We start from the raw sequence: 20,163 nt of genomic DNA on the forward strand, positions 1-20,163 counted from the left end.
GAGGCTGAACCAGGTTGTAACCGGGTTGATCTTCCCGGGATGTCGCCGGCGCTCGTCCATTCACGCCGCTACCCGTGACAACGGGCTTGCCCGCAAAAGGGTCGGTGCCTTGCCTGGTCAATCCCGATACTGGTGGTTACATCTTTCCTACATATTTTCCCTGCCATCTTCTACCATCCGCCACCCGCCGCTGGGCGTACCCGAGCGCGCCAGTTATAATCAGCCGATTTCCCCTTTGCCAAGACACCGAGCCCATGACCGAGTCCGTTCTTGACTACATGACCCGCCTGGGTCGCGCCGCCCGAGAGGCCTCGCGGGTGATCGGCCGTGCCAGCACCGCGCAGAAGAATCGCGCCCTGCAGGCCGCTGCCGACGCCCTCGACGCGGCACGCGGCGAGCTGACCGCAGCCAATGAACAGGACCTCGCCGCCGGCCGCGCCAATGGCCTGGAGCCAGCACTGCTGGATCGCCTGGCGCTCACCCCGGCGCGCATCGACGGCATGATCACCGGCCTGCGCCAGGTGGCGGCGCTGCCCGATCCGGTCGGCGCGATCCGCGACATGAGCTACCGTCCGTCGGGCATTCAGGTCGGCAAGATGCGCGTGCCGCTCGGGGTGATCGGCATCATCTACGAGTCGCGTCCGAACGTGACCATCGATGCCGCCAGCCTGTGCCTGAAGTCCGGTAACGCCACCATCCTGCGTGGCGGCTCCGAAGCCATTCACTCCAACCGTGCCATTGCCACCTGCATCCAGCGTGGCCTGGCCGAGGCCGGCCTGCCTGCCGCCGTTGTGCAGGTGGTCGAGACCACCGATCGCGAGGCCGTCGGCGCGCTGATCAGCATGCCCGAGTTCGTCGACGTCATCGTCCCGCGCGGCGGTCGTGGCCTGATCGAGCGCATCAGCCGCGATGCGCGGGTCCCGGTGATCAAGCACCTGGACGGCATCTGCCACCTCTTCGTCGATGCCCATGCCGACCTGGAAAAGGCCATGCGCATTGCCTTCAATGCCAAGACCTACCGCTACGGTATCTGTGGCGCCATGGAGACGCTGCTGGTCGATGCCAGCGTGGCCCAGGCGTTCCTGCCGGAAATGGCCCGTCGCTTCGAGGAAAAAGGCGTGGAGCTGCGCGGGTGCGAGCGCACCCGGGCGATCATCGGCGCCAAGCCGGCCAGCGAAGACGACTGGCACACCGAATACCTTGACGCGATCCTGTCGATTCGTGTCGTCGATGGCCTGGACCAGGCCATCGAGCACATCAACCACTACGGCTCGCACCATACCGACTCGATCGCCACCGAGCACCAGGGCAACGCCCGGCGTTTCATGGCCGAGGTCGATTCGGCGTCGGTCATGCTCAACACCCCGACCTGCTTTGCCGATGGCTTCGAATATGGCCTGGGTGCGGAGATCGGTATTTCCACCGACAAGCTGCATGCCCGCGGCCCGGTCGGCCTGGAAGGGCTGACCTGCGAAAAATACGTGGTGATCGGCGACGGTCAGCTGCGCGGGTCCTGCTGAGTTGAGCAAGGCCCCGGCAGTCCGGCGTATCGGCATCCTCGGCGGCACCTTCGACCCGGTGCACATCGGTCACCTGCGCAGCGCGCTGGAAGTGGCCGAGTTCATGGGGTTGGACGAGCTTCGCCTGTTGCCCAACGCCCGGCCGCCGCACCGTGACACGCCGCAGGTTGCAGCCGACGATCGGCTGGCCATGGTCCGCAGCGCGGTGCATGGGGTCGAGGGCTTGAACGTGGATGCCCGGGAGCTGGAGCGCGACAAGCCGTCGTACACCATCGACACCCTGGAGTCGATCCGCAGCGAACTGAACACGCACGACCAGCTCTACCTGGTGCTGGGCTGGGACGCCTTCTGTGGCCTCCCGGGCTGGCATCGCTGGGAAGAGCTGCTGCAACACTGTCACATCCTGGTGCTGCAGCGCCCGGATGCCGATGTCGAACCCCCCGACGAGCTGCGCAACCTTCTGGCTGCGCGCTCGCAGAGCGATCCCACCGCCATGTCCGGCCCGGCGGGGAACATTTCGTTCGTCTGGCAGACGCCGCTTGCGGTGTCCGCCACACAGATCCGGCAGCTGCTGGCCAGCGGCAAGTCGGTTCGGTTCCTGGTGCCGGACGCAGTACTGGCCTACATCGAGGCGCACGGTCTGTACCGTGCGTCCAACTGAGGGCGCCGCAGGGCGCCTCATTCAACGAGTTGAACGAGTTTTATATGACCAAGCAGAAAATCAATGGCGAAGAACTGGTCGAACTGACCAAGGCCGCGCTGGAAGACGTCAAGGCCCAGGATATCCAGGTCATCGACGTGCGCGACAAGCACAGCCTCACCGACTACATGATCATTGCCACCGGTACCTCCAACCGCCAGATCAACGCGATGCTGGAAAAGGTCCGTGAGGCGGTCAAGGCCAAGGGCGCGCAGCCGCTGGGCGAAGAAGGCAAGGGCGACAGCGACTGGGTGTTGCTGGACCTGAACGACGTCATCGTCCACATGATGACCGCCGCTGCCCGTCAGTTCTACGATCTGGAGCGCCTGTGGCTGGGCGCCGAGCAGAGCCGTGCTGCCGATGCCAAGCACCACAGCCCGGAGAACGCCAGCGACTACTTCACCGACAAGCTCAAGGACCGTGAATAAGGAATCGCCGTGCGTCTGCGTCTGATCGCGGTCGGCTCGCGCATGCCGAAGTGGGTCGAGGAAGGCTGGCACGAGTACGCCAAGCGCCTCCCCGCCGAGCTGTCGCTGGAGCTGGTGGAAATCTCGCTGAACACCCGTGGCAAGAACGCCGACGTGGCCCGCCTGATTCGTCAGGAGGGCGAGGCGATGCTGGCCAAGGTCCAGCCCGGGGAGCGCATCGTCACGCTCGAAGTCCATGGCAAGCCATGGAGCACCGAGCAGCTGGCGGGCGAACTGGACCGCTGGCGCCTGGATGCGCGTACGGTCAACCTGATGGTGGGCGGCCCGGAAGGGCTGGCGCCGGAAGTCTGCGCCCGTGCCGAGCAGCGCTGGTCGCTGTCGCCGCTGACCTTGCCGCACCCGCTGGTGCGGATCCTGATCGGCGAGCAGATCTATCGCGCCTGGACCGTGTTGTCCGGGCACCCTTACCACAAATGACTTCGTAAGCCGTCCGATGCCGCAGCAGATCCGCCTCAAGGACCACGAGAAAGACGCCCGCCTGGTGCGCAACCGCGTCGTGGTCGGCGCGGTGGCGATCGTGCTGCTCGTGTCCGTGCTGATCGCGCGCCTGTACTACCTGCAGATCATCCAGTACGACTATCACTCCACGCTGTCGGAAAACAACCGGGTGCATGTGCAGCCGATTCCGCCGACCCGTGGGCTGGTCTTCGACCGCAACGGGGTGATCGTCGCCGACAACCGGCCCAGCTTCAGCCTGACCATGACCCGCGAGCGCGCGGGCAAGTGGCAGGAAGTGCTCGATACCATCATCGAAGTACTGGAGCTGACCGACGATGACCGGGCCCTGTTCGAAAAACGCATGAAGCAGGGGCGCCGGCCGTTCGAGCCGGTGCCGATCCTGTTCGAGCTCAGCGAAGACCAGATCGCACGGGTGGCGGTGAACCAGTTCCGGCTACCGGGCGTGGAGGTGGCGGCGCAGCTGGTGCGTCACTATCCGCAGGGTGCGCATTTCGCTCATTCGGTGGGTTATGTCGGCCGGATCAACGAAAAAGAGCTCAAGTCCCTCGATCCGGTGAACTACAGCGGCACCCACCATATCGGCAAGACCGGTATCGAACGCTTCTACGAGGACGACCTGCACGGCCAGGTCGGCTACGAGGAGGTCGAGACCAACGCCCGCGGTCGCGTGCTGCGCGTGCTCAAGCGCACCGACCCGATTCCCGGCAAGGATATTGTCCTGAGCCTGGACATCAAGCTGCAGGAGGCTGCCGAAGCGGCGCTGGCCGGGCGTCGCGGCGCCATCGTGGCCCTCGATCCGCGCACGGGCGAGGTGCTGGCGATGGTCAGCCAGCCGAGCTTCGACCCCAACCTGTTCGTCACAGGTATCAGTTTCAAGGCCTACGCCGAACTGCGCGACTCGATCGACCGGCCGCTGTTCAACCGCGTGCTGCGTGGCCTGTACCCGCCGGGCTCGACCATCAAGCCGGCGGTGGCCATCGCCGGTCTGGACAGCGGTGTGGTCACCGCCAGCAGCCGAGTGTTCGACCCGGGCTACTACCAACTGCCCAATTATGACCACAAGTACCGCAACTGGAACCGCACCGGCGATGGCTGGGTCGACCTGGATGTGGCGATCATGCGGTCAAACGATACGTACTTCTACGATCTTGCGCACAAGATGGGCATTGATCGGTTGTCTGCCTACATGAACAAGTTCGGTGTCGGCCAGAAGGTCTCGCTCGACATGTTCGAGGAGTCGCCTGGGCTAATGCCGTCACGTGAGTGGAAGCGCGCCACCCGCCGCCAGGCCTGGTTCCCCGGCGAGACGCTGATCCTGGGCATTGGCCAGGGCTACATGCAGGCCACCCCGCTGCAACTGGCCCAGGCCACTGCGCTGATCGCCAACAAGGGCAAGTGGAACCGTCCGCACCTGGCCAAGACCATCGAAGGCAAGCAGCCGGTGGACGAGAACCCGATGGACGATATCGTCCTGCGCGACAAGAACGACTGGGCACGTGTCACCCATGGCATGGAACAGGTGATGCACGGCGCCCGCGGCACCGCCCGCAAGGCTGCGCTCGGTTCGCCCTACCGCATCGCCGGCAAGAGTGGTACCGCGCAGGTGGTGGCGATCAAGCAGGGCGAGAAGTACGACCGCAACAAACTCCAGGAGCGTCATCGCGACCACGCGCTGTTCGTCGCCTTCGCCCCCGCCGAAGACCCGAAGATCGTGGTCTCGGTGATGGTCGAGAACGGCGAGTCCGGCTCCGGCGTCGCAGCCCCCGTGGTGCGGCAGGTCATGGACGCCTGGCTGCTCGACGAAAACGGCCGGCTCAAACCTGAATTTGGCCCCGCCACTGTCACTGTCGCCCAGGAAACGGCCCCGTGAAGAACAATTTCGATCGCATGCTCTCCAGCGAGGACGTGATGCGCAGGCGCGCCAGCTTCCTGCAGCGCATCCACGTCGACGGCCCACTGCTGCTCATCCTGCTGACGCTCGCCGCCGGCAGCCTGTTCGTGCTCTATTCGGCCAGCGGCAAGAACTGGGACCTGCTGATGAAGCAGGCCAGCTCCTTCGGCATCGGCCTGGTCTCGATGTTCATCATCGCCCAGCTCGAGCCACGCTTCATGGCGCGCTGGGTACCCTTGGCCTATGTGGCCGGGGTGCTGTTGCTGGTGGTGGTGGATGTCATGGGCCACAACGCGATGGGGGCCACGCGCTGGATCAACATCCCCGGGGTGATCCGCTTCCAGCCCTCGGAGTTCATGAAGATCATCATGCCGGCGACCATCGCCTGGTACCTGTCCAAGCGCACCCTGCCACCGCATCTGAAACACGTCGCAATCAGCCTGGTGTTGATCGGCGTGCCGTTCATCCTTATCGTCCGACAACCTGACCTGGGTACGGCATTGCTGATCCTGGCCTCCGGTGCCTTCGTGCTGTTCATGGGCGGCCTGCGCTGGCGCTGGATCATCAGCGTGGTGACGGCAGCGGTACCGGTGGCGGTGGCGATGTGGTTCTTCGTGATGCACGACTACCAGAAGCAACGGGTCCTGACCTTCCTCGACCCGGAGAGCGATCCGCTGGGCACCGGCTGGAACATCATCCAGTCCAAGGCCGCGATCGGCTCCGGCGGCGTGTTCGGCAAGGGCTGGCTGTTGGGCACCCAGTCGCACCTGGACTTCCTGCCCGAAAGCCACACCGACTTCATCATTGCCGTGCTGGGTGAGGAGTTCGGCCTGGTGGGTATCTGCCTGCTGCTGATCATCTATCTGTTGCTGATCGGCCGCGGCCTGGTCATCACCGCGCAGGCGCAGACCCTGTTCGGCAAGCTGCTGGCCGGTAGCCTGACGATGACCTTCTTCGTTTACGTGTTCGTCAATATCGGTATGGTAAGTGGCCTGCTGCCCGTGGTGGGCGTGCCGCTGCCCTTTATCAGCTATGGCGGAACTTCGTTGGTGACGCTGCTGTCAGCGTTTGGCGTTTTGATGTCGATCCACACGCACCGCAAATGGATCGCGCAGGTTTGAAAAAGGTGAAGAATTTCATGCAAGCAGTGCGTGGCTGGGCCGCCCGTTGTATGCCGTGGATCGGCGCGATGGGGTTGCTCGGCGCTGTCCAGCAGGCCCATGCCGGCGATTATGACGGCTCGCCCAAGGTGGCCGAGTTCGTCGGCGAAATGACCCGCGACTACGGTTTCGCCGGCGAGCAACTGATGAGCGTATTCAGCGAGGTCCAGCGCAAGCAGGCGATTCTCGACGCGATTTCGCGCCCGGCCGAGCGGGTCAAGCCGTGGAAGGAATACCGCCCGATGTTCATCACCGACGCGCGCATCGCCCGCGGTGTGGACTTCTGGCGCCAGCACGAGGCGGTACTGGCCCGCGCCGAGCAGGAATATGGCGTGCCGGCCCAGTACATCGTCGCGATCATCGGCGTGGAAACCTTCTTCGGCCGCAACACCGGCAACTATCGGGTCATAGATGCCTTGTCGACGCTGGGCTTCGACTATCCGCCGCGTGCCGAATTCTTCCGCAAGGAACTGCGCGAATTCCTCCTGCTGGCGCGCGAGGAACAGCTCGATCCGCTGACGCTCAAGGGCTCCTATGCCGGTGCCATGGGCCTGCCGCAGTTCATGCCGAGCAGTTTTCGCAACTACGCCGTCGACTTCGACGGCGACGGTCACATCAATATCTGGACCAACCCGGACGATGCCATCGGCAGTGTGGCCAGCTACTTCAAGCGTCACGGCTGGGTCGCCGGGCAGCCTGTGGTCAGCCGCGCCCAGGTGAGCGGCGAGCGGGTCGACCAGGGCCTGACCACCGGTATCGAGCCTGTGCGCACGGTCGGGGAGTTGCGGGCGCTGGGCTGGTCGAGTCATGATGCGCTGCGCGATGATCTGCCGGTTACGGCGTTCCGGCTCGAAGGCGACAACGGCCCGGAATACTGGATGGGCCTGAAGAACTTCTACGCGATCACGCGTTACAACCGCAGCGTGATGTATGCCATGGCGGTGCATCAGCTTTCGCAACAGCTGGTCCAGGCACGGGGCGCCAAGTAATGCGTGAATTGTTCAAAGCCAATACCTTCAAGCTGCTGACCTGCGCCGCCATCGGCGTGCTGCTGGTCAGCTGCTCTTCCAGCCGCCCGACCTCGCAGGGCGGCGGCAATACCGTGCGCTCGCAGCCCGGCCTTGACATCAACCGTGCCCACAAGGACGGTGCCCCCTGGTGGGATGTGGATGTCAACAAGATCCCCGACGCCACCCCGACCATGCACACCGGCAACTACAAGGCCAACCCCTATACCGTGCTGGGCAAGACGTATTACCCGATGCAGGACTCGCGCAACTACCGCGCCGAGGGCACCGCGTCGTGGTACGGCACCAAGTTCCACGGGCAGAACACCGCCAACGGCGAGCTCTACGACCTCTACGGCATGAGCGCGGCGCACAAGACCCTGCCGCTGCCGGCCTACGTGCGGGTGACCAACCTCGCCAACGGCCGCAGCGTGATCCTGCGCGTCAACGACCGTGGCCCGTTCTATTCCGACCGCATCATCGACCTGTCGTACGCCGCGGCGAAGAAGCTCGGCTACGCCGAGATCGGCACGGCGCATGTGCGCGTCGAGGGTATCGATCCGCAGCAGTGGTGGGCGCAGAAGGGCCAGCAGCCACCGTTGATGCTCAAGGAGCCGCAGGTCGCCCAGGCCCAGCCGATCCCGGCCAGCACCGGACGCGTCGAGCAGTGGACACCGCCGCCGCAGCAGCACGCGGCCCCGGTGGTGCCGGTGCAGGTTGGGGGCAACAACGTGCCGGGCAACAGCGGCGGCAGCTTCCTCCAGGTGGGCGCCTTCGCCAACCCGGACGCCGCCGAACTGCTGCGCTCGAAGCTCAGCACCATGGTCAGCGCGCCGGTGTTCATCAGTTCCATCGTGCGTAACCAGCAGACCCTGCACCGCGTACGCCTCGGGCCGATCAACAGCCAGGGCGAGATCCAGCAGGCGCAGGACAGCATTCGCCTGGCGAACCTTGGGCAGGCCAAGCTGGTCACAGCAGACTGACCCTGCAGTTCGCGGTGAGCGCGGGTTTGCCCGCGAAAAAGACGGCGCCGACCTGTCGGTTTGTTCATGAATTGCCAGGTCCGGCCATGTACAATGGCGGTTTTGCCCCTTGGGGCAAGGGCTGAGCGCCAGCCCGCATGCAGACTGAAACGCCGTGGTATCCCCGCGGAACATCAGACCATTAGCGATTTACGAGAGACGGATGAACATCACCAACCTTGCCAAACGACTTTGCCTGCCCGTACTGCTGATGATCGTGCCTGCTGCCTTTGCAGCCGAGCAGATGATGCCGGCACCTCCGCAGCTGGCAGCCAAGTCCTATGTACTCATGGATGCGTCCAGCGGCAACGTGCTGGTCGAGAACAACGGTGACGAGCGCCTGCCGCCAGCCAGCCTGACCAAGCTGATGACCGCCTACATCGCCACCCTCGACATCCGTCGCGGCCAGATCGGCGAGAACGATCCGGTGACCGTCAGCGAGAACGCCTGGCGTACCGGCGGTTCGCGGATGTTCATCAAGGTCGGCAGCCAGGTCACCGTCAGCGACCTGCTGCACGGCATCATCATCCAGTCGGGCAACGACGCCTCGGTAGCCCTGTCCGAGCACATCGCCGGCAGCGAAGACGCCTTCGCCGACATGATGAACAAGACTGCCGGCGATCTGGGCATGTCGAACTCGCACTTCATGAACCCGACCGGCCTGCCGAACCCGGAGCACTACTCCTCGGCTCACGACATGGCCCTGCTGGCGCGCGCGATCATCAACGAAGATCCGGCCCACTACGCGATCTACTCGCAGAAAGAGTTCTACTGGAACAACATCAAGCAGCCTAACCGCAACCTGCTGCTGTGGCGCGACAAGACCGTCGACGGCTTGAAGACCGGCCACACCGAGGAAGCCGGCTACTGCATGGTGGCGTCGGCCGTGCGCGACGGCCAGCGCCTGATCGCCGTGGTGTTCGGCACCAACAGCGAGCAGGCCCGTGCCGCCGAGACCCAGAAGCTGCTGACCTACGGTTTCCGCTTCTTCGAAACCCAGACCTTCTACCAGAAGGGCACCGAGCTGACCCAGGCTCCGGTGTGGAAGGGCGCCACCGGTCAGGTCAAGGCAGGTCTGGCCAACGATCTGACCATGACCATGCCTAAAGGCCAATTGAAACGCCTGCAGGCTTCGATGACCATGAACCCGCAACTGACCGCTCCGATCGCCAAAGGTGACGTGATCGGCAAAGTGGAAGTCAAACTGGACGAGAAAGTGGTGCACAGCGCCGACCTGATCGCCCTGGATGGCGTCGAGGAAGGTGGTTTCTTCCGCCGTATGTGGGATAGCATCCGCCTGTTCTTCTACGGTCTGTTCAACTGATACGTGACCGGCTATGCCCCCGTGCCAGCGCGCGGGGGCATTGTCGTTGCCACGCCTTACGAGGGCGTATGCGCCATGAGCGAAGCTGACGTCAAGTCGCACAAAATCGAGTTCCCCTGCGCCGATTACCCGATCAAGGTCATCGGCGATACCGTTGTCGGCTTCAAGGACACGGTCATCGAAATCCTGAGCAAGCACGCCAAGGTCGATCTTTCCACCCTGGCCGAGCGCCAGAGCAAGGAAGGCAAGTACACCACGGTGCAGCTGCACATCGTCGCCGAGAGCGAGAACCAGCTGCACGACATCAACAGTGCCCTGCGTGCCACCGGCATCGTGAAAATGGTACTGTGATGCCCGCGTCCCTCGGTTTTCGCGATCTTGGCCTGCAGCCCTATGAACCGGTGCTGCAAGCCATGCGGCGTTTTACCGAGCAACGCAGCCCGGACAGCCAGGACGAAGTCTGGCTGGTCGAGCATCCCGCAGTCTTCACCCAGGGCCAGGCCGGCAAGGCCGAGCACCTGCTGATACCGGGTGATATCCCGGTGGTGCAGACCGACCGCGGCGGGCAGGTCACCTACCACGGCCCCGGCCAGTTGGTCGCCTACCTGCTGCTGGATGTCCGTCGCCTGGGCTTTGGCGTGCGCGAGCTGGTCAGCCGCATCGAGGCCACGCTCATCGAGCTGCTCGCCAGCTACGGTGTGAAGGCGCTGGCCAAGCCCGACGCCCCCGGCGTCTATGTCGATGGCGCGAAGATCGCGTCACTTGGCCTTCGAATCCGCAACGGCCGTTCGTTTCACGGCCTTGCTCTGAATGTGGACATGGACCTTGCGCCATTCCGCCGAATCAACCCCTGCGGGTATGCGGGGCTGGCCATGACCCAGCTGCGCGACCTGGCAGGCCCGATCGAACTCGACGAGGTCAGGACAAGGCTGCGCGGACAGCTGGTCAGGCACCTCGACTATGCTGAGCAGACGACCCTCACGGGCGGAATCGACTGAATATGACAACTGTGCAAGAAGCCGTGCCGAACCTGATCGCGACGCAAGACGTCACCCCACGCCCGGCCCCCAGGAAAGTGGAAGCCGGGGTCAAGCTGCGTGGCGCCGAGAAGGTCGCGCGCATCCCGGTGAAGATCATCCCCACCGACGAGCTGCCGAAGAAGCCCGACTGGATTCGCGTGCGCATCCCGGTTTCGCCGGAAGTCGACCGTATCAAGCAACTGCTGCGCAAGCACAAGCTGCACAGCGTCTGCGAGGAGGCGTCGTGCCCGAACCTGGGCGAATGCTTCTCCGGCGGTACCGCGACCTTCATGATCATGGGCGACATCTGCACCCGTCGCTGCCCGTTCTGCGACGTTGGCCACGGTCGGCCAAAGCCGCTGGACCTGGACGAGCCGAAGAACCTGGCCATCGCCATTGCCGACCTGCGCCTGAAGTACGTGGTGATCACTTCGGTGGACCGCGACGACCTGCGTGACGGTGGTGCCCAGCACTTTGCCGACTGCATCCGCGAGATCCGCGCGCTGTCGCCGGGTGTGCAACTGGAGACCCTGGTGCCGGACTACCGCGGGCGCATGGATGTGGCGCTGGAAATCACCGCCCAGACCCCGCCGGATGTGTTCAACCACAACCTCGAGACCGTCCCGCGCCTGTACAAGGCTGCGCGTCCGGGGTCGGACTACGACTGGTCGCTGGACTTGCTGCAGAAGTTCAAGCAACTGGTGCCGCACGTCCCTACCAAGTCGGGCCTGATGCTCGGCCTGGGCGAGACCGACGAGGAAGTGATCGAGGTGATGCACCGCATGCGCGAGCATGACATCGACATGCTGACCCTCGGCCAGTACCTGCAGCCATCGCGCAGCCACTTGCCGGTGCAGCGTTTCGTTCATCCGGACACCTTCGCCTGGTTCGCCGAGGAAGGCTACAAGATGGGCTTCAAGAACGTTGCCTCCGGTCCCCTGGTGCGTTCTTCGTACCATGCCGACCAGCAGGCTCACGAAGCCAAGATCAAGCTCTGATCCGGGCTTGAGTCGGACATGCCGATGCGCACCGGGAGGTGGCATCGGCATTTTCGTTTTTTCGGGGCAACTCTCCCGGTGCGCGTCAGGCGTGACACCCGTTAGAGTGGCTGGCCTCGCATGCAAGGAATCGCTCGATGAACCATTCTGAAACACCGGCCGTCGCTCTACCCAAGGCCTTGCCCGACAACGCCTGCTTCGCGATTGTCGCCCCTGCTGGTCCTGCACGGCTGGATGTGGACAAGGCGCGCCAATGGTTCGAGTCGCGCGGTTATCGATGCCGGATCTATCCGGGCGCGTTGCAGTCCGAAGGCTACCTGGCCGGTAGCGACGAGCAGCGCCTGCGCGACCTGCACGATGCCTTTGCCGACCCCCAGGTCGACGCCATCCTGTGCATGCGCGGCGGCTACGGCAGCATGCGCCTGCTCGATCGCCTGGACTTCGAGCTGATCCGCCGTCATCCCAAGCCCTTGATCGGCTACAGCGACATCACGGCGCTGCACACGGCCATCCAGCGTCACGTTGGCCTGGTCACCTTCCATGGTGCAATGCTCAATGCCGATCTGCTGGGCGGCAAGCTCGAACCCACGGTCGGTTCGTTGCTGGATCAACTTCAAGGTCGGGTCGGGCGTGGCAACCTGATCGAGCATCCACCAGCGTTCGAATTGACCACTGTGCTCGGTGGCGTGGCCGAGGGCCGGCTGGTCGGCGGAAACCTGTCGATGCTTGGTGCAACCCAGGGCACCCTGGCGCAGATCGACCTGCAGGACAGCATCCTGTTCATCGAGGACGTCAACGAGCCGCTGTACCGCGTGGACCGGTTGCTGACCCAGATGCGCCTGACCGGCAAGCTGGACGGCGTCAGGGGCGTGCTGGTGGGTGACTTCACGGGGATTACGGTGAAGGCGCTGGAACCGCTGCTGCGGGACATCTTCGCGCCGCTGCAGGTGCCGGTGCTGGCCGGATGGCGCAGTGGGCACTGCGATCCGAATCTTTGTCTGCCGTTGGGGGCACAGGTACGCTTGAACAGCGATGCCCGGACATTGTGCCTGGAGCAGGCGTTGTTCAGGGCTTGAGGCAGGGGGCGCATGGCGCCCCCGCTACTCACTACCGGCGCAGGCTGTCCAGCAGTTTGTGCGTCGGATACCCGTCCGCCGGCCAGCCCAGCGCCTGCTGGGCATTGCGGATGGCCTTGCGGGTGTTTGCACCGATGATGCCGTCGGCATTGCCGGCGTCATGTCCGCTGGTGTTGAGCAGGTTCTGCAACTCCATGCGCTCGCTGCGGCTCAGCGGCAGGTCGTCCTTGGGCCAGGCGCCGGCAATGAAGCCCCAGCCCGAGAAACGATCGCCCAACAGGCTCACCGCCAGGGCGTAGGATGACGAGTTGTTGTACTTCAGGATCGCCCGGAAGTTGTCCAGTACCAGGAAGGCCGGGCCACGTGCACCTGCCGGCAGCAGCAGCGAGGCGCTGAGCTGGTTGCTGCCGCTGGGCAGTTGGGTACCGGTCGGCAGCTTCACGCCCAGGCCCAGCCATTCGCTGACGGGCTTGCGTTGAGCACCGTCGGCCAGCCAGTAGTCGAAGCCTGCCGGCACCTGAACCTCGAACCCCCAGGGTTGACCGCGCTTCCAGCCCGAGCTCTGCAGATAGTGCGCGGTGGACGCCAGCGCATCCGGCGTGCTGTTCCAGATGTCGCGGCGGCCGTCGCCGTCGAAGTCCACGGCATGGGTGTTGTAGGTGGTGGGAATGAACTGGGTCTGGCCCATGGCGCCTGCCCACGAACCACGCATCGCGTCGGGCTGGATGTCACCGTTCTGCAGGATCTGCAGCGCTGCAATCAGCTGGTCCTGGGCGAAGGTGGGGCGGCGGCCTTCGTAGGCCAGCGTAGCCAGTGAGCGGATCACCGACTTGTTGCCCTGGAACTGTCCGAAGTTGCTCTCCATGCCCCACACGGCAACCAGCACCTGGCGGTCGACGCCATAGCGCTGTTCGATGCGGGTGAGCAGTTCGGCGTTCTGCTCCAGCAGTTTCTTGCCGTTGCGCACGCGCAGCGGCGACAGCGCGCCGTCGAGGTACTCCCACACCGGGCGACTGAATTCGGGCTGGCTGCGGTCGGCCTTGATCACGTCCATGTCCGGGGTCACCCCGAGGAAGGCACGGTCGAAGGTCGTGGGGCTGATACCGGCCTGCAGGGCCTGCTGGCGGAAACCTGCCTGCCATTGGGCGAAGGTCTGCAGGGGCTGAATTTCGCCGTTGGCATCAGTGTTGGTGCCGGGCAGGGTGACATTGGGCGTGGGCTGGGCAGGGGCCAGCGGCAGGGCGTCGGCGGCGGTGGGTTTTTCCGCGCAGGCGACGAGCAGGATGAAGCTGGAGGCCGCGATCAGCTGGCGTGGGTGCCAGCGCTGGGAAAGACTGAAGGACATGCACAGATCCAGTTTTGCAGTTCAGGTGCCGACCATACCATGACTGCGGCTTTTTCAGGCGGCCAGAAAGCAAGAAGCCTCCCAATCTCTCGATTGGAAGGCTTCGCGGCGGTAGCTGCCCTTGCCCTTTTCCGGTCGTTCCTGGCGGCAGCGGAACAGGGGTTGGGCGACGATGGACTTGGCCTTGTTGGGGCCGTGCTTTTTCGGTTTCTTGCTCATGGTGAGTTCCCGTGGGGGTGGGGTCGGGACGCACTGTAGGGCCGAGGGGAGGGTGGGGCCAATTGATTGTGTCAATGGCCGATGAGATCCGTGTGGGAGCGCCGAACCGCCGCTTATTGCGAAGGAAGCGCCAGACGCTGCCCGGCCATCAGCAGCGCCAGGCGCGCCAGGCTGGTCCACGGCGAGCCTTCGGCCTGGCCCTTGATCTGCGCATCGATGCGTTGGGCATCCTGCAGCAGTTGCGCCCAGCGCTGCGCAGAGAGACGCTGCAGGGCCTTGCTCACCAGCGGGCGGCGTTTGTCCCACACTGGCGGTCGCGCCTGGCTGAACGCCTTGTCCAGCGGTACGCCCTGGCTGAACTGCTGGGCCAGACCGGCCAGCAGGCGCAGTTCGCGGGCCAGTGCCCAGAGGATGACCGGCGGCTCGACACCCTCGCCGCGCAGCCCTTCGAGCATGCGCAGGGCATGGCTGGCCTCGCCGTTGAGCACGGCATCGACCAGGCCGAAGACATCGAAGCGGGCACTGTCGGCCACCGCTGACTGAACCGTTTCGACGGTGATCTGGTTGCCCTCGGCGAGCAGCTTGAGCTTCTCGATTTCCTGGGCGGCAGCCAGCAGGTTGCCCTCGACCCGTGCGGCGATCAGGTCGACCGCGTCACGTTGCGCCGACAGGCCCGCCTGGGACAGGCGCTGGTTGATCCATTGCGGCAGTTGCTGGGCGTCCACCGGCCAGATCTGGATGAACTGGCAGTGTTCGCCCTCGATCAGGGCCTTGCCCCACTTGGTCTTCTGCGCGCTGCCGTCCAGCTTGGGCAGGCTGACCAGCAGCAGGGTGTCTTCTGCCGGGTTGGCGCAGTACTCCATGAGCGCAGCCGCGCCCTTGTCGCCCGGCTTGCCCGAAGGCAGGCGCAGTTCCAGCAGGCGTCGCTGGGCGAACAGCGACAGGCTGGCACCGGCCAGCAGCAGGCTGCCCCAGTCGAAGTTGGCGTCGGCGCTGAACACCTGGCGCTCGTCGAAGCCCTGCTGGCGCGCAGCCGCGCGAATGGCGTCGGCTGCCTCCTGGCACAGCAGCGGATCGTCGCCACTGACCACGTAGACCGGCGCCAGGCTGCCTTGCAGGTGCTTGTTGAGTTGGGCGGGAGACAGTTTCATGGCAGAGGCGGGGCGTCCGGAGACGCCCCGTTCAGGCTCAGCGAGCCGGGATTTCCAGCGGCGATTGCTGGGGTGTGTTGTCCTGGATGCGCTGGGCTTCCTTCAGTGCTTCGGCTTCGGCGCGGGCGCGCTCGTCAGCCTTGCGCTGCAGGTGGGCGAGGTGGGCCGGGGTCAGTTGTTGCAGGCGTACCATCATGCCTTGCACAAGGTCACGACGCATCTCCTTGCGAACCTGGTCGGCTTCCTGGGTGGAGCCGGTGATGTTGTTGCCGTCGTATACGTAGACCTTGCGTACTTCCAGCTTGTCTGTGAGCAGTACCGCATCGTTCTGCCCCTGGACCTCGTAGTTCAGCACGGTGGTCAGCTCGTATTCAGCAGAGCGGCTGCCGCCGGAGTACGTCGCCGCACGCTGGCTGTCCTGCTCGTTGGTCAGCACCAGCTTGTAGGGCGCGCCGGCCTGGACCTTGACGCCGCTGTTCTGCAGGCTCTGGCGCAGTTGGGTGACAGTTTCGCCATAGGCGTTACGTGCACCGAGGTCCAGCTCCCTGAGAGCAATTTCGTTGGTGCCGGTACCGCGCAGCTGGAAACCGCAGGCGCTGAGCACGGCGGCCAGGCCTATTACCAGCAGATTGCGTTTGATCATGTTGTTGCTCCCTTGTGGGCCTGTTCCGCCCGCCCCGTGTCTGAGGGGCGGGCGTTGCCATCAGTTGGCGACGATGTTGACCAGCTTGCCCGGTACCACGATGACCTTGCGGATGGTCAAACCATCGATGAAGCGCAGGACATTCTCGTTGCTGCGGGCGGCGGCTTCGATTTCCTCGCGGCTGGCGGCAGCCGGCATTTCGACCTGGCCACGCAGCTTGCCGTTGACCTGAACCACCAGGGTGATGGTGTCCTGTACCAGAGCGCTTTCGTCGACAGCCGGCCAGGTGGCGTCGATCGCCGCCTGGGTGTGCCCCAGCGCCTGCCAAAGTGCGTGGGACAGGTGCGGCGTGATCGGTGCCAGCAGCAGGGTGACGGCCTCCAGGCCTTCCTGCAGCAGGGCGCGATCCTGTTCGCTGGCCTGCGGGGCTTTTTCCAACACGTTCATCAGGGTCATCACCTGGGCGATGGCGGTGTTGAACTTGTGGAACTGACCCACGTCGGTGCTGGCCTGCTTGATCGCGGCATGGATGGCGCGGCGGACGACCTTCTGCGCGTCATCCAGGGCGGCGACATCCAGCGTGCCCGGCAGGCCCTGGGCAACGTGAGCCTGGGCCAGGCGCCAGACCCGGCGCAGGAAGCGGCTGGCGCCTTCGACGCCGGAGTCGGACCATTCCAGGCTCGCGTCAGGCGGCGAGGCGAACATCATGAACAGGCGGCAGGTGTCGGCGCCGTAGGCGTCGATCATGGCTTGCGGGTCGACGCCGTTGTTCTTCGACTTCGACATCTTCTCGGTGCCACCGATTTCCACCGGCAGGCCGTCGGTCTTCAGGCGTGCACCGATGATCTTGGCCTTGGCATCGCGCTCGATCTCGACATCGGCCGGGTTGAACCAGTCACGCCCGCCGTTGCTGGCGACGCGGTAGTAGGTCTCGGCGACCACCATGCCCTGCGTCAGCAGATTCTTGAACGGCTCGTTCGAAGTGACCAGGCCTTCGTCGCGCATCAGCTTGTGGAAGAAGCGCGCGTACAGCAGGTGCAGGATGGCGTGCTCGATACCGCCGATGTACTGGTCGACCGGCAGCCAGTGGTTGGCCGCTTTCGGGTCGACCAGGCCACCCTCGTAGTGCGGCGAGGCGTAGCGGGCGAAGTACCAGGACGATTCGACGAAAGTGTCCATGGTGTCGGTTTCGCGCTTGGCCGGGCTGCCGCATTTCGGGCAGCTGCACTCGTAGAACTCGGGCATGCGTGCCAGTGGCGAACCGGCGCCGTCCGGGACCACGTCTTCCGGCAGCTTGACCGGCAGCTGGTCTTCCGGCACCGGCACGTCGCCGCAGGACGGGCAGTGGATGATCGGGATCGGGCAGCCCCAGTAGCGCTGGCGGCTGATGCCCCAGTCGCGCAGGCGGAACTGGGTACGCGACTTTCCGAGGTCCTTGCGGATCAGCGCCGCTTCGATGGCGTCGAAGGCGCCGGCGAAGTCCAGGCCGTCGAACTCGCCGGAGTTGATCAGCTGACCATGCTCGCCGTAGGCGGCCTGCCATTCGCTGCCGACTTCGTCACCGGCGCCGGTGCGCACCACGGCCTTGACCGGCAGGTTGTACTTGTGGGCGAACTCGAAGTCGCGTTCGTCGTGGGCCGGAACAGCCATTACTGCGCCATCGCCGTAGTGCATCAGCACGTAGTTGGCGACCCAGACCGGCAGCTTCTCGCCGGTGAGCGGGTGCTCGACCAGAAGCGAGGTGGCCATGCCTTTCTTTTCCTGGGTGGCCATGTCGGCCTCGGCCACGCTGCCGCTCTTGCATTCGTCGATGAACGCCTGCAGCGCCGGGTTGCCCTGGGCAGCCTGGGTGGCCAGCGGGTGCTCGGCGGCGACGGCCACGTAGGTGGCGCCCATGAGCGTGTCGGGGCGGGTGGTGAAGACCTTCAGCGCGCCGGCCTGGCCGATGCTCGCCTGGTCATAGGGGAACTGCACTTCCATGCCGCGCGACTTGCCGATCCAGTTGCGCTGCATGGTCTTGACCTGCTCGGGCCAGCCCGGCAGCTCGTCGAGGCTTTCCAGCAGCTCGTCGGCGTAGTCGGTGATGCGGAAGTAGTACATCGGGATTTCGCGCTTCTCGATCAGCGCGCCCGAGCGCCAGCCGCGGCCGTCGATGACCTGCTCGTTGGCCAGCACGGTCTGGTCGGCCGGGTCCCAGTTCACGGTACCGTTCTTGCGGTAGATCACGCCTTTTTCGAACAGGCGGGTGAACAGCCACTGTTCCCAGCGGTAGTAGTCCGGCTTGCAGGTCGTGACTTCACGCGCCCAGTCGATGGCCAGACCCAGGCTCTTGAGCTGGGTCTTCATGTAGTCGATGTTTTCGTAGGTCCACTTGGCGGGGGCGACGTTGTTCTTCATCGCCGCGTTTTCCGCCGGCATGCCGAAGGCGTCCCAGCCCATCGGCTGCAGGACGTTCTTGCCCAGCATGCGCTGGTAGCGGGCAATCACGTCGCCGATGGTGTAGTTGCGCACGTGGCCCATGTGTAGCTTGCCGCTCGGGTACGGGAACATCGATAGGCAGTAGTACGTATCCTTGCCTTGCTGTTCGGTAACAGCGAACGATTGTTGCTCGTCCCAGTACGTCTGGGCGGCGGCTTCGATATCACGGGGCTGGTATTGTTCGTGCATGGCTACTTTTGCTGAGAGAGAAGAGACCTTGTTTCCAGGCAGCGCAACCTCGCTGCGTCCGGCACTCCGGTGTCGGTGAGAGTGAACGCCCTAGCATACATGAGCGCTGCGCGTCGTGGGAAACCCAGAATGCGATTGGCGCAGCGCGGGCCGTTTGTCGCGGCGGGCGGCTGCTTTTTGCAGTGCCGCTAAGCTCATCTGTGGGGGGAGATATTCTTACCTTCAATGAGGTGAACGGATGGGAGAGTCGCAGCTGACCGCAATCAAACCGGAGCTCTACGAACGCCTTATCGACCGGCTGGGCCTGGCACTCGAAGTGGCCAGGACATCCGTGCGATTGCGCGACGAAATGCCTGCAGAATTGGAATTGCGCGGCCTGAGCCCCGCGGAGTTCCAGGTGATCAAGGCCTATCTGGACACGCTTCCCGAGGGCCGTTTCGCCAGTGCCGGCGCCTACCCGCAGCCGGAATCCGGCAAGGGCAAGATCGTCTGGCTCAAGGACCGGCAGCGCCCCGCTGCAATGGACAGATCCAGAACGCAACCTTCCCGATAGCCGTTCAGGACACCAGGCCCGCGTCGTTTCGTGACGCTTCTTCGCTTGACCACTCTGATCGGCGCCGGACGTGCACTTGTTGCCCGGCGCCGATCCTCTTAGTCTGCACGCCTTCCATGGAGGTGTGCGCATGCCGATCCGATTCTTCATCAAGCAGTGGCTGATGCCGCCGGGCTTGCTGTTCCTGTTGCTGCTCGCGGCCTGGTGGCTGCGCAGGCGCCGTCCACGCCTGGCGGCGTTGTGTTTCGCCTGTGGCCTGGGCGGCTTGTGGCTGATGAGCCTGCCGCTGGTGGTGCAGGAGTCGGCCCGGATGCTGGAAACCGAGGCGCCGCTGGGGTTGGAGGCGTGGTCCGGGCTGGCCGCGCGCGCCGATGCCATCGTGATCCTCGGCGCGGGCCGCGAGCGTGGCGACCCGGCCTGGGGTGGTCAGGACCAGCCCACTGGCACTGCGCTGGAGCGCTTGCGCTATGCCGCGCAACTGGCCAAGGCCTCGGGCTTGCCGGTGCTGACCACCGGTGGCCTGCACTACGGCACGCCGCCAAGCGAGGCGCAGTTGATGGCCGATCGGCTCAAGGCGGACTTCGGGGTGGAGGTGACCTGGAAGGAAGAGGTCAGCCGCACGACCTGGGAGAACGCCCGTTTCAGCGCCGATGTTCTGCAGCCGTTGGGTATTCGCCGCGTGATAGTGGTGACTCAGGCCTGGCACATGCAGCGCTCGCGCTGGAGCTTCGAGCAGGTGGGCTTCGAGGTGGTGCCGGCGCCGGTGGGGTTCCTGGGCGGCGATCATGCGCGGCCGTTCGCTGGCTTGCTGCCGGAGAGCCGGGCGATCTGGCAGAGCGGGCAGTTGCTCAACGAGGCGGTAGGGCTGCTGGGGTACCGCCTGTTCTATTGAGGTTTCGTACGCTTTGCTGGACTCTTCGA

The 20,163-nt window shown here is 64.7% G+C and carries 21 protein-coding genes; 16 read left to right on the forward strand and 5 right to left on the reverse strand.

Features of this window, described 5'->3' with window-relative positions:
• Positions 1–254 precede the first annotated feature (254 nt).
• The 13 genes from AC1TXO_RS03160 to AC1TXO_RS03220 all read left to right on the forward strand — a co-directional run bounded on the left by AC1TXO_RS03160 (position 255) and on the right by AC1TXO_RS03220 (position 12,664).
• Complete coding sequence (locus AC1TXO_RS03160; protein ID WP_486405002.1) at positions 255–1,520, forward strand: glutamate-5-semialdehyde dehydrogenase; 1,266 nt, start codon at positions 255–257, stop codon at positions 1,518–1,520.
• A gap of 1 nt (position 1,521) precedes the next feature.
• Complete coding sequence (gene nadD / locus AC1TXO_RS03165; protein WP_486405003.1) at positions 1,522–2,181, forward strand: nicotinate-nucleotide adenylyltransferase; 660 nt, start codon at positions 1,522–1,524, stop codon at positions 2,179–2,181.
• Between the two features lie 44 nt (positions 2,182–2,225).
• Positions 2,226–2,648, forward strand: coding sequence for a ribosome silencing factor (gene rsfS, locus AC1TXO_RS03170; RefSeq protein WP_054892808.1), 423 nt, complete (start codon positions 2,226–2,228; stop codon positions 2,646–2,648).
• Between the two features lie 9 nt (positions 2,649–2,657).
• Positions 2,658–3,125 (forward strand): 23S rRNA (pseudouridine(1915)-N(3))-methyltransferase RlmH, encoded by a 468-nt coding sequence (rlmH, locus tag AC1TXO_RS03175; protein ID WP_486405004.1) that lies wholly within the window; start codon positions 2,658–2,660, stop codon positions 3,123–3,125.
• A 16-nt stretch (positions 3,126–3,141) separates the two neighbouring features.
• Entirely contained in the window at positions 3,142–5,037 is a 1,896-nt protein-coding gene (gene mrdA, locus AC1TXO_RS03180; protein ID WP_486405005.1) for a penicillin-binding protein 2, read from the forward strand.
• 38 nt (positions 5,038–5,075) lie between these two features.
• Entirely contained in the window at positions 5,076–6,179 is a 1,104-nt protein-coding gene (gene rodA, locus AC1TXO_RS03185) for a rod shape-determining protein RodA (protein WP_054892858.1), read from the forward strand.
• Between the two features lie 17 nt (positions 6,180–6,196).
• On the forward strand, positions 6,197–7,207 hold the full coding sequence (gene mltB, locus AC1TXO_RS03190) for a lytic murein transglycosylase B (protein ID WP_486405006.1): 1,011 nt from the start codon (positions 6,197–6,199) through the stop codon (positions 7,205–7,207).
• Positions 7,207–8,208: a septal ring lytic transglycosylase RlpA family protein gene (locus AC1TXO_RS03195; protein WP_486405007.1), complete on the forward strand. Its 1,002-nt coding sequence runs from the start codon at positions 7,207–7,209 to the stop codon at positions 8,206–8,208. The genes mltB and AC1TXO_RS03195 overlap by 1 nt, the downstream gene beginning before the upstream one ends.
• A 202-nt stretch (positions 8,209–8,410) precedes the next feature.
• Positions 8,411–9,571 carry a D-alanyl-D-alanine carboxypeptidase family protein gene (locus AC1TXO_RS03200; RefSeq protein WP_186669260.1) on the forward strand — a complete coding sequence of 387 codons (1,161 nt, stop codon included), beginning with the start codon at positions 8,411–8,413 and terminating at the stop codon, positions 9,569–9,571.
• Positions 9,572–9,646: 75 nt separating this feature from the next.
• The gene (locus tag AC1TXO_RS03205; protein WP_486405008.1) at positions 9,647–9,922 is read left to right on the forward strand and encodes a DUF493 domain-containing protein; all 276 of its coding nucleotides are present in this window, start codon (positions 9,647–9,649) and stop codon (positions 9,920–9,922) included.
• Positions 9,922–10,569: a lipoyl(octanoyl) transferase LipB gene (lipB, locus tag AC1TXO_RS03210; protein ID WP_486405009.1), complete on the forward strand. Its 648-nt coding sequence runs from the start codon at positions 9,922–9,924 to the stop codon at positions 10,567–10,569. The genes AC1TXO_RS03205 and lipB overlap by 1 nt, the downstream gene beginning before the upstream one ends.
• Before the next feature lie 2 nt (positions 10,570–10,571).
• On the forward strand, positions 10,572–11,588 hold the full coding sequence (gene lipA, locus AC1TXO_RS03215; RefSeq protein WP_486405010.1) for a lipoyl synthase: 1,017 nt from the start codon (positions 10,572–10,574) through the stop codon (positions 11,586–11,588).
• A gap of 137 nt (positions 11,589–11,725) precedes the next feature.
• Entirely contained in the window at positions 11,726–12,664 is a 939-nt protein-coding gene (locus AC1TXO_RS03220) for a S66 peptidase family protein (protein ID WP_486405011.1), read from the forward strand.
• A 31-nt stretch (positions 12,665–12,695) separates the two neighbouring features.
• Here the strand turns inward: AC1TXO_RS03220 and AC1TXO_RS03225 are convergent, their stop codons facing one another.
• Complete coding sequence (locus tag AC1TXO_RS03225; RefSeq protein ID WP_486406781.1) at positions 12,696–13,949, reverse strand: lytic murein transglycosylase; 1,254 nt, start codon at positions 13,947–13,949, stop codon at positions 12,696–12,698.
• Here AC1TXO_RS03225 and AC1TXO_RS03230 point away from each other — a divergent pair.
• Positions 13,879–14,052, forward strand: coding sequence for a hypothetical protein (locus AC1TXO_RS03230; protein WP_486405012.1), 174 nt, complete (start codon positions 13,879–13,881; stop codon positions 14,050–14,052). The genes AC1TXO_RS03225 and AC1TXO_RS03230 overlap by 71 nt on opposite strands.
• Positions 14,053–14,063: 11 nt before the next feature.
• Here the strand turns inward: AC1TXO_RS03230 and arfA are convergent, their stop codons facing one another.
• From arfA to leuS, 4 genes are all read right to left on the reverse strand, one after another.
• Positions 14,064–14,228 (reverse strand): alternative ribosome rescue factor ArfA, encoded by a 165-nt coding sequence (gene arfA / locus AC1TXO_RS03235; RefSeq protein WP_275637465.1) that lies wholly within the window; start codon positions 14,226–14,228, stop codon positions 14,064–14,066.
• A gap of 113 nt (positions 14,229–14,341) precedes the next feature.
• On the reverse strand, positions 14,342–15,379 hold the full coding sequence (gene holA / locus AC1TXO_RS03240; RefSeq protein WP_486405013.1) for a DNA polymerase III subunit delta: 1,038 nt from the start codon (positions 15,377–15,379) through the stop codon (positions 14,342–14,344).
• A 37-nt stretch (positions 15,380–15,416) separates the two neighbouring features.
• A complete protein-coding gene (locus AC1TXO_RS03245; RefSeq protein WP_486405014.1) occupies positions 15,417–16,022 on the reverse strand; it encodes an LPS-assembly lipoprotein LptE in 606 nt (201 codons plus the stop codon).
• Positions 16,023–16,082: 60 nt separating this feature from the next.
• Positions 16,083–18,689 carry a leucine--tRNA ligase gene (leuS, locus tag AC1TXO_RS03250; RefSeq protein ID WP_486405015.1) on the reverse strand — a complete coding sequence of 869 codons (2,607 nt, stop codon included), beginning with the start codon at positions 18,687–18,689 and terminating at the stop codon, positions 16,083–16,085.
• Positions 18,690–18,927: 238 nt separating this feature from the next.
• Between leuS and AC1TXO_RS03255 the strand changes: the two genes are divergently transcribed.
• A complete protein-coding gene (locus AC1TXO_RS03255) occupies positions 18,928–19,242 on the forward strand; it encodes a hypothetical protein (protein ID WP_486405016.1) in 315 nt (104 codons plus the stop codon).
• A gap of 130 nt (positions 19,243–19,372) precedes the next feature.
• Positions 19,373–20,134 carry a YdcF family protein gene (locus tag AC1TXO_RS03260; RefSeq protein WP_486405017.1) on the forward strand — a complete coding sequence of 254 codons (762 nt, stop codon included), beginning with the start codon at positions 19,373–19,375 and terminating at the stop codon, positions 20,132–20,134.
• The last annotated feature ends 29 nt before the right edge of the window (positions 20,135–20,163 follow it).

The sequence above is a fragment of the Pseudomonas sp. FA117 genome (genome assembly GCF_057370475.1).